The 9480-nt window shown below is 37.8% G+C and carries 8 protein-coding genes and 2 pseudogenes; 6 read left to right on the forward strand and 4 right to left on the reverse strand.

Translation table 11 applies throughout. The features are described from left to right. Positions 1-94 (forward strand): annotated as a pseudogene (locus tag ADI58_RS08845) (DUF3884 family protein); the annotation flags it as partial. A 104-nt stretch (positions 95-198) separates the two neighbouring features. On the opposite strand, the gene ADI58_RS08850 reads toward ADI58_RS08845, so the two are convergent. From ADI58_RS08850 to nrdH, 4 genes are all read right to left on the reverse strand, one after another. After that, complete coding sequence (locus ADI58_RS08850; RefSeq protein ID WP_049522295.1) at positions 199-966, reverse strand: DeoR/GlpR family DNA-binding transcription regulator; 768 nt, start codon at positions 964-966, stop codon at positions 199-201. A gap of 142 nt (positions 967-1108) precedes the next feature. Continuing rightward, complete coding sequence (nrdF, locus tag ADI58_RS08855) at positions 1109-2071, reverse strand: class 1b ribonucleoside-diphosphate reductase subunit beta (protein ID WP_000451364.1); 963 nt, start codon at positions 2069-2071, stop codon at positions 1109-1111. 194 nt (positions 2072-2265) lie between these two features. Continuing rightward, complete coding sequence (gene nrdE, locus ADI58_RS08860; protein ID WP_049522297.1) at positions 2266-4425, reverse strand: class 1b ribonucleoside-diphosphate reductase subunit alpha; 2160 nt, start codon at positions 4423-4425, stop codon at positions 2266-2268. 80 nt (positions 4426-4505) lie between these two features. Continuing rightward, positions 4506-4724, reverse strand: a complete 219-nt coding sequence (gene nrdH, locus ADI58_RS08865) for a glutaredoxin-like protein NrdH (RefSeq protein ID WP_000259243.1) — start codon at positions 4722-4724, stop codon at positions 4506-4508. 349 nt (positions 4725-5073) lie between these two features. Here nrdH and ADI58_RS08870 point away from each other — a divergent pair, with 349 nt between their 5' ends. From ADI58_RS08870 to ADI58_RS11410, 5 genes and pseudogenes are all read left to right on the forward strand, one after another. Then, positions 5074-5337, forward strand: a complete 264-nt coding sequence (locus tag ADI58_RS08870; RefSeq protein WP_000146947.1) for a phosphocarrier protein HPr — start codon at positions 5074-5076, stop codon at positions 5335-5337. Positions 5338-5342: 5 nt separating this feature from the next. Then, positions 5343-7076 (forward strand): phosphoenolpyruvate--protein phosphotransferase, encoded by a 1734-nt coding sequence (gene ptsP, locus ADI58_RS08875; protein ID WP_049522298.1) that lies wholly within the window; start codon positions 5343-5345, stop codon positions 7074-7076. Between the two features lie 132 nt (positions 7077-7208). Continuing rightward, positions 7209-7703 carry a YkgJ family cysteine cluster protein gene (locus tag ADI58_RS08880; protein ID WP_049522299.1) on the forward strand — a complete coding sequence of 165 codons (495 nt, stop codon included), beginning with the start codon at positions 7209-7211 and terminating at the stop codon, positions 7701-7703. A 57-nt stretch (positions 7704-7760) separates the two neighbouring features. Continuing rightward, a pseudogene (locus tag ADI58_RS08885) lies at positions 7761-8303 on the forward strand (ClbS/DfsB family four-helix bundle protein). Positions 8304-8841: 538 nt separating this feature from the next. After that, a partial coding sequence (locus tag ADI58_RS11410) for a hypothetical protein (protein WP_049522300.1) occupies positions 8842-9480 on the forward strand: 639 nt, incomplete at its 3' end.

Raw genomic sequence — 9480 nt, forward strand, 5'->3', positions numbered from 1 at the left:
AGAATTTAAAAATATCTTTTTAAATTTTATCAGTCCTGAAGAACGGGATAATATCTCCTTTGATTCAGATTTTATGCCGTTTCAACAATCATAAAGAATCTAGGAAACTCCTTGTAAAAATCTTCATCCAAAAATGCGTCATATCAAGATTCTTATTTTCTTGATATGACGCATTTTATATTTTATCAATCCTCAGTTTTATGGTTTAGAAAGAATAATTTTTGTTTGTTTCGAAAGTTGGTCGAAGGTTTCTTTGCTCAGTTTAGAATCTGAAACGATGGTATCAATATCAGAGATATTGTAGAAGGTATAAAAATCAAATTTATTGAACTTACTATTGTCAGCTAGTAAGTATTTTTTATTGGAATTATTGAGGGCGATGCGTTGGGATTCACCTTCCTCTTCACTAAAGGTCGCGATCGCATTGTCCTTAATACCATTACAGCTAACGAAAGCTTTAGAAAATTGTAGATTGGCCAAGTTTTGCAAGGTTAGTGTTCCCACAAAGGCTCCAGTGATAGAGCGATAGTTTCCACCGATTAAAATCAAATCTGTTAGTTTTCGTTCGTTTAAGATGAGAAAGACTGGTAAACTGTTTGTTACAACACGAATATTATCGATTGGAAGTTCACGGGCAAAAGATTCCAAGGTTGTCCCTGGACCGATAAAAATAGTTTCACCTTCATCGATTAAATGGCCTGCAAAACGGCTAATTTCTTGTTTTTCTGCAATCTGTAAGCTTTGTTTTTCAATATTGGAACGTTCATTATTTAAAATGGAACCTGTGCGAATTTTCTCAGCTCCCCCGTGCACTCGAACAAGTAAATCTTTGTCTGCCAACTCTTGTAAATAGCGTCTAGCAGTCATATCTGACACATCCAGGCGAGTCATGATTTCTTTTACAGTAATAGTTCCCTTTGTATTTACCGTTTCTAGTATATTATCTAGTTTTTCCTGCTTTAGCATCGTTATCACCTCTATTTCTATTACTATTTTATCATAAAGTATTCAATCAATCAATTTAAAAAACAAAAGAAAACAAAAACAAAAATATCATGGTTGTTTTAAACAAACCATGATATTTGTTATCACTCATAAAATAGATGACTTAGTCCAAACCGTAGTTGTAGTCATCGTCTTGCATGGCTTCAACTTCGCCAAGAAGGTAACCATTTCCGACTTGAGAGAAGAAGTCGTGGTTGGATGTTCCTGTTGAAATACCGTTCATAACGATTGGGTTGACATCATCAGCCGAATCTGGGAAGAGTGGATCTTGTCCCAGGTTCATGAGAGCTTTGTTAGCATTGTAGCGAAGGAAGGTTTTGACTTCTTCCGTCCAACCAACACCGTCATAGAGGCTCTCTGTGTAACCTTCTTCGTTTTCATAAAGAGTGTAGAGAAGGTCGTACATCCATTCTTTGAGTTTTTCTTGCTCTTCTTCAGGTAATTCATTGAAACCGAGTTGGAATTTATATCCGATGTAGGTTCCGTGAACAGACTCATCACGAATGATCAATTTAATGATTTCCGCAACGTTGGCTAGTTTGTTGTTACCAAGATAGTAGAGGGGAGTAAAGAAACCTGAATAGAAGAGGAAGGTTTCAAGGAAGACACTGGCAACTTTCTTTTCAAGTGGGCTACCGTTTAGGTAGATTTCGTTGACAATCTCAGCCTTCTTTTGTAGGTAAGGATTGGTATTGGTCCATTCGAAAATTTCTTCAATCTCAGCCTTAGTATTCAAGGTAGAGAAGATTGATGAGTAAGATTTAGCGTGAACAGATTCCATAAATTGGATGTTATTGAAAACAGCTTCTTCATGTGGTGTACGGATGTCCGCGCGAAGGGCTTGAACCCCAGTTTCAGATTGCATGGTATCAAGAAGGGTTAAACCACCAAAAACTTTTCCGACCAAGTCTTTCTCTTTGTTGGATAGCTTTCTCCAGTCATCCAAGTCATTTGACAAGGGAATACGTGTATCAAGCCAGAATTGCTCCGTCAGTTTTTCCCAAGTTGATTTGTCGATGACATCTTCGATGGCATTCCAGTTAATGGCTTTGTAGTAAGTTTCCATTTTGAAATCTCTTTCTGTGTTTAGTATTGCGAACTCACAATTACTTCTATTTTATCATAATTCTAGAGTAGTTTCGCACAAAAAGTCGGAAGCCCGACTTTTCTGTTTTTCCATAGTATAGATGCTTATTCCAGTTTAGTTTAGCAGGGTAAATGAATACTTATCTGAGAAAATGTAGTTTCCTCAAGCAAAGATTAAATCACACAGCTTTCACACTGGTTGGCACCGACTTCTCCACCATCATCTGTAAAGGTACGGACGTAGTAGATAGACTTGATGCCCTTGTTAAAGGCGTAGTTGCGAAGGATAGACAAGTCACGTGTCGTTTGTTTATTTTCTTTTTTCCATTCGTAAAGACCTTTTGGAATGTCACTACGCATAAAGAGGGTGAGTGAAAGTCCTTGATCCACGTGCTCTGTCGCAGCAGCGTAAACATCAATCACTTTACGCATATCCATGTCGTAGGCAGAAGTGTAGTAAGGAATGGTTTCTGTTGACAATCCAGCAGCAGGGTAGTAGATTTTCCCGATTTTCTTTTCTTGACGTTCTTCGATACGTTGCGTAATCGGGTGGATAGAAGCCGAAACGTCATTGATGTAACTGATCGAACCATTTGGAGCAACAGCAAGGCGGTTCTGGTGATAAAGTCCATCTGTGTGAACCTTGTCACGAAGCTCAGCCCAATCAGCAGCACTTGGGATAAAGACATCTTTGAAGAGTTCTTTAACACGTTCTGATTTTGGAACAAACTCGCCTGTAATATACTTGTCGAAGTAGCTTCCCTTAGCATAGTCTGATTTTTCAAAGTTATGGAAGGTGATACCACGTTCACGCGCAATATTGTTTGACTCAACCAAAGTCCAGTAGTTCATAAGCATAAAGTAGATGCTTGTAAATTCAACAGACTCAGGCGATCCATATTCAATCAATTGTTGGGCAAGGTAGCTGTGAAGTCCCATGGCACCAAGTCCAAAGGTGTGGGCTTGGCTATTTCCATGGTCAATAGTTGGTACAGCTACGATGTGTGAACTATCTGTAACGAAAGTAAGAGCACGAACCATAGCACGGATAGAACGACCAAAGTCAGGTGAAGTCATCATGTTGACTACGTTGGTTGAACCAAGGTTACATGAAACGTCCGTCCCCATTTGAAGGAATTCTTGAGCATCGTTGATCAAGCTTGGTTCTTGGACTTGAAGAATCTCAGAACACAAGTTACTCATGATGATTTTTCCATCAACGGGATTTGCACGGTTAGCCGTATCGATGTTGACTACATAAGGGTAGCCAGACTCTTGTTGCAATTTAGAGATTTCAGTTTCCAAATCACGCGCCTTGATTTTTGTCTTGCGGATATTTGGATTTGCGACCAATTCATCGTATTTTTCAGTGATGTCGATGTAGTTAAATGGCACACCGTATTCAAGCTCTACAGAGTAAGGACTGAAGAGATACATTTCTTCATTTTTACGTGCTAATTCGTAGAATTTATCGGGTACTACAACACCAAGTGATAGGGTTTTGACACGAACTTTTTCATCGGCATTTTCTTTCTTAGTTGAAAGGAAGGCGATAATATCTGGGTGGAAGACGTTGAGGTAAACAACACCGGCACCTTGACGTTGACCCAATTGGTTAGAGTAAGAGAAACTGTCTTCGAAGAGTTTCATGACTGGTACGACACCAGAAGCAGCTCCTTCATAGCCTTTGATAGGTGCACCAGCTTCACGAAGGTTACTGAGGGAAATTCCCACACCACCACCAATACGTGAAAGTTGAAGAGCTGAGTTGATAGAACGTCCGATAGAGTTCATATCATCCGTCACTTGGATTAGGAAACATGATACCAATTCTCCACGACGAGCACGTCCAGCATTGAGGAAAGAAGGAGTAGCAGGTTGGTAGCGTTGGTGGATGATTTCATTGGCAATATCGATTGCAACAGCTTCATTCCCATCAGCGAAATAAAGGGCGTTAAAGAAGACACGGTCTTCCATACTTTCAAGATAATATTCCCCATCGTTAGTCTTTAAGGCGTATTGATTGTAAAACTTATAGGCAGCCATGAAAGACTTGAATTGGAAGTTTTGTTCTTTAATAAATTGAGACAATTCTTCCAAGAATTCTGGACGGTATTTCTTGATAAAGGCTGTTTCGATGTAGTTGTGTTCAATGAGGTAGTTGATTTTATCTTTGATTGAATCAAAAACCATAGTATTTGGAACTACATTTTCTTTAAAGAAGGCATCCAAGGCTTCCTTATCTTTATGAAGCATGATTTGTCCATTGACAGGACGGTTGATTTCGTTATTGAGACGGAAGTAGGTCACGTCCTCAAGATGTTTTAATCCCATAAAATTTCCCTTATCTAATTACAAAAGAAAGGCTTCTAAGTTGGCCCTAGAAGCAGTTTCTTCTGGATGATGTACTAAGATTATGCTAATTGTTTCAGTTTTCCTGGTTGGAAACCTGAAAAGACTTCAGTTGGTGTTTGGATAACAGGAGCTGCGCTGAAACCGAGCTCTTTAACTTGATCGATGTACTCAGGTTGTTCATCGAGATTGATTTCTTTATATTCAACGTTATTACTGTCCAAGAAACGTTTAGTCATTTTACATTGGACACAGTTATTTTTAGAATAAACGGTTACCATTGTGTAACTCCTCTTTTAAAATTTAATACTATCTTAGTATATCAGAAAATAAATTTTTGTCAACGATTTGAAACTAAATATAGTGGTCTGTTTTTCTACATAAGCAAACAAAACACAATATGTAGTGTTTGTTTTGTAAAATAGTGATAATTCTCCTATAAGTTGATTTTTAAAAACTATATCCTGTGTTTTGTTATCCGATATGGAAGATTTTCAGCAAGTTATCTGAAAGGAAATCGAATAAATCCCATAAAATGCTTGAAAAAAATCCTAGAAGATGGTATAATACCAAATTGTAAGGGTTATCACATATAACTCAAAAAAGAAAGAACAAAAGGAGAGTCAAACTATGGCTTCTAAAGATTTCCACGTAGTGGCAGAAACAGGTATTCACGCACGTCCAGCAACATTGTTGGTACAAACTGCTAGCAAATTTGCTTCAGATATCACTCTTGAGTACAAAGGTAAATCAGTTAACCTTAAATCAATTATGGGTGTTATGAGTCTTGGTGTTGGCCAAGGTGCTGACGTAACTATCTCAGCTGAAGGTGCAGATGCAGATGACGCTATCGCTGCAATCTCAGAAACAATGGAAAAAGAAGGATTGGCATAAGGGAAATGACAGAAATGCTTAAAGGAATCGCGGCATCTGACGGTGTTGCAGTTGCAAAAGCATATCTACTCGTTCAACCGGATTTGTCATTCGAGACTATTTCAGTCGAAGATACAAACGCAGAAGAGGCTCGTTTGGATGTTGCTCTTGAAGCTTCTCAAAACGAGCTTTCTCTTATCCGCGAGAAAGCTGTAGGTACGCTTGGTGAAGAAGCGGCTCAAGTTTTTGACGCTCATTTGATGGTTCTTTCTGACCCAGAATTGATTGGTCAGATTAAAGAAACAATTCGTGCTAAGAAAGTCAATGCTGAAGCAGGTCTTAAAGAAGTGACTGACATGTTCATCACTATCTTTGAAGGTATGGAAGACAACCCATACATGCAAGAACGTGCAGCGGATATCCGCGACGTGACAAAACGTGTATTGGCAAACCTACTTGGTAAGAAATTGCCAAACCCAGCTTCAATCAATGAAGAAGTAATCGTGATTGCGCATGACTTGACACCATCTGATACAGCTCAATTGGACAAAAACTTTGTAAAAGCTTTTGTAACAAATATCGGTGGACGTACAAGCCACTCAGCTATCATGGCACGTACACTTGAAATTGCAGCTGTATTGGGAACAAATAACATCACTGAAATCGTCAAAGACGGTGATATCCTTGCCGTTAACGGAATCACTGGTGAAGTGATTATCAACCCAACAGATGAACAAGCGGCAGAATTTAAAGCAGCTGGTGAAGCTTATGCTAAACAAAAAGCTGAATGGGCACTTTTGAAAGATGCTCAAACAGTAACTGCTGACGGTAAACACTTCGAGTTGGCTGCTAACATCGGTACTCCAAAAGACGTTGAAGGTGTTAACAACAACGGTGCAGAAGCTGTTGGACTTTACCGTACAGAGTTCTTATACATGGATTCTCAAGACTTCCCAACTGAAGATGAGCAGTATGAAGCGTATAAGGCTGTTCTTGAGGGAATGAATGGGAAACCAGTGGTTGTTCGTACAATGGATATCGGTGGAGATAAGGAACTTCCTTACTTTGATATGCCACATGAAATGAACCCATTCCTTGGATTCCGTGCTCTTCGTATCTCTATTTCTGAAACTGGAGATGCAATGTTCCGTACACAAATCCGTGCTCTTCTTCGTGCTTCTGTTCATGGTCAATTGCGTATCATGTTCCCAATGGTTGCCCTCTTGAAAGAATTCCGTGCAGCTAAAGCAGTTTATGAAGAAGAAAAAGCAAATCTTCTTGCTGAAGGAGTTGCAGTTGCGGATAACATCCAAGTTGGTATCATGATTGAAATCCCTGCAGCAGCGATGCTTGCAGACCAATTTGCTAAAGAAGTAGACTTCTTCTCAATTGGTACAAACGACTTGATTCAATATACAATGGCGGCAGACCGTATGAACGAGCAAGTTTCATACCTTTACCAACCATATAACCCATCAATCCTTCGCTTGATCAACAACGTTATCAAGGCAGCTCATGCTGAAGGTAAATGGGCTGGTATGTGTGGTGAGATGGCTGGTGACCAAACAGCTGTTCCACTTCTTGTCGGAATGGGCTTGGATGAGTTCTCTATGTCAGCAACATCTGTACTTCGTACACGTAGCTTGATGAAGAAATTGGATACTGCTAAGATGGAAGAGTACGCTAACCGTGCCCTTACAGAGTGTTCAACAATGGAAGAAGTTCTTGAACTTCAAAAAGAATACGTTAACTTCGATTAATGTCATTAACCTTGTAACTTAGTTGCAAGGTTTTTTATACATTCGGGAATAGTATAGTCTTGTGAAGTCCACTTTTAAATGCTCCAGAGGCATGGTATAATAGGGGAAAGTAATTAGAATAAGAGAGAAACCATGTCTAAAGAAATTGATATTGAGTATTACCATCAGCTAGCCTTGCAAAAGCAAAAGGAGCACCGTAAAGTTTTAGCCAATCTAAAGAAAAAACCACCAAAAAATCTAGATAAGATAGCCCAACAGATTCACCAAGAAGTCTTTGCAGAAATTGATTGCACGGCCTGTGCTAACTGTTGTAAGACATTGGGGCCTGACTTTAAAGAAGCGGATATTACACGAATCGTCAAGTATTTTAAGATGAAATTACCAGCTTTTGAAGCGGAGTTTCTGCAGGTAGATGAAGATGGTGATAAGGTTTTTAAATCCATGCCTTGTCCCTTTTTAGGAGGAGATAATCTCTGTTCCATCTATGACGTTCGTCCAAAGGCCTGTCGTGAATTTCCCCATACAGACCGCAAAAAGATTCATCAAATCAACCATTTAACGATTAAAAATACCTTGACCTGTCCAGCAGCCTATCTCTTTGTTGAGAAATTAAAGGATAAGTTATAGAGATTTAAAGGATAAAAAATCTCTAATAATAACTAGTAATATGAAGGGAGTACTCCTGTGCCTAGACCGAAAACAAAAGAGGAGCTAGTGCTGGCCTCTAAGGAAAACTATGAAAAGCTCAATCGTTTCATCTCCCAACTAAGTGAAGATGAGCTACAGACTCCATTTGATTTTTTAAGAGACCCAAAGAAAAAAGAAGCTCACTGGAAAAGGGATAAAAATCTACGGGATGTCCTGATTAATCTTTATGAATGGTAGCAGTTACTTTCGACTTGGGTATATTCTAATCAAGAAGGTCACGAAAAACCTTTTCTCCCTGAACCTTATAATTGGAAAACTTATGGACAAATGAATGACGCTTTTTGGAAGAAGCACCAGAAAACGACATTAGAAGAAGCAACTAGACTCCTAGAACAATCACATAGAGAGGTTTTAGAGTTGATAGAAGTTTTTAGCAATGACGAACTCTTTACCAAAGGTGTCTATAAGTGGACGGGTGGGACAAGTCTAGGTTCCTACTTTGTCAGTAGCACGTCAAGTCACTATGATTGGGCTCTGAAAAAACTCAAAGCTCATCGGAAGAATTGTAAGAATAGCTAGTTGAAGTGCTATTGAAATTCACCAAAGGTCCTTTTAAGCTTCGAATAGCTTAGTTATCTTCATTTTTGAGTTCTTCTAGCTTTAGAATCCTTCAAAAATTAACATTTAAGGCTATCAATGGCTTAGAAGAGTGCCAAAACATTTAGTTTATAGGAATTCTAGGTCTAGAATTGCATAGATATTTATGAAGTTAGGATATTCCATAGTTAGAATTGTTCTATTCTGAAAGATTTGAGCTGTCAATCTTCTAGAATAGTAGTTTGCCAATGAATTTTGTTGAAAGATTCCTTGTTTTATGGTAGTCTAAAGTAAAAGAAAGCCTTATCATTATATTTGTATCTTTAATCTGACTTGGTTTAGGTCTAGAAGAAGGATAGATCTTTTTGGGATTTTAAATAACAATTATATTTTCACTAGCAAAAAATGTATTTCAACTTTACATAATGTAGAAGAAGGAAATATCATGAAACGTTTATGACTTGTTGGAAAGAGAATGTGAGCTAAAAATGGATTTTCTTTACATATTAGGAGTAGGTAGATGAGTAATCTAGAGTCAATTCGTAAAGCGCATACCATCGTGTGGGGTGCCTATCTATTTTTATCATTAAGGGCGCCGTTAATTAGCAGTACTGAGTATCTCTTGCTTCTTTTTTTAGCGTTTCTCTATTCGATAGTATCGCTCCCTATATATTCAGTGAAAAATAAAATAGTATCTATCTGTCTAGCCATAAATTCGATTCTGTTAATGAGTTTCCCGATTTTAATCAATAAATATTTCCCAGGAAAGGTTTTTACTTATATTGTATTAATCAGTATTTTTATCCTGGAGTTCTTAATCTTTAATATAATTGGTAAAGATTTTGATACTAGATTAGCTAGTGAATATAGGAAAATCAGTCAGTTTAAAAGTAGGATGTCTCAATCTCCTTGGATAAAATATTTAGAGATTTCTAGTTTTATATTAACTATATTTCCATTTATTCTTCATGGTACAGTTGATAATCGTGTATTAACTCTTATCTTTTTGATAAAAATGTGTGTAGATACTACGATAAAGATTTTATTAAACAGAATCTTTAAGACAAGTGAGATGATGAAAAGGAGGATATTTTCTCTTTTTGTACTAGATTTGATTGTCTATTTATTTTTAGGTTATGTTTTAGTGATACAAAAAGAC

This window comes from Streptococcus mitis, assembly GCF_001074635.1.
Lineage (GTDB): Bacteria > Bacillota > Bacilli > Lactobacillales > Streptococcaceae > Streptococcus > Streptococcus mitis_E.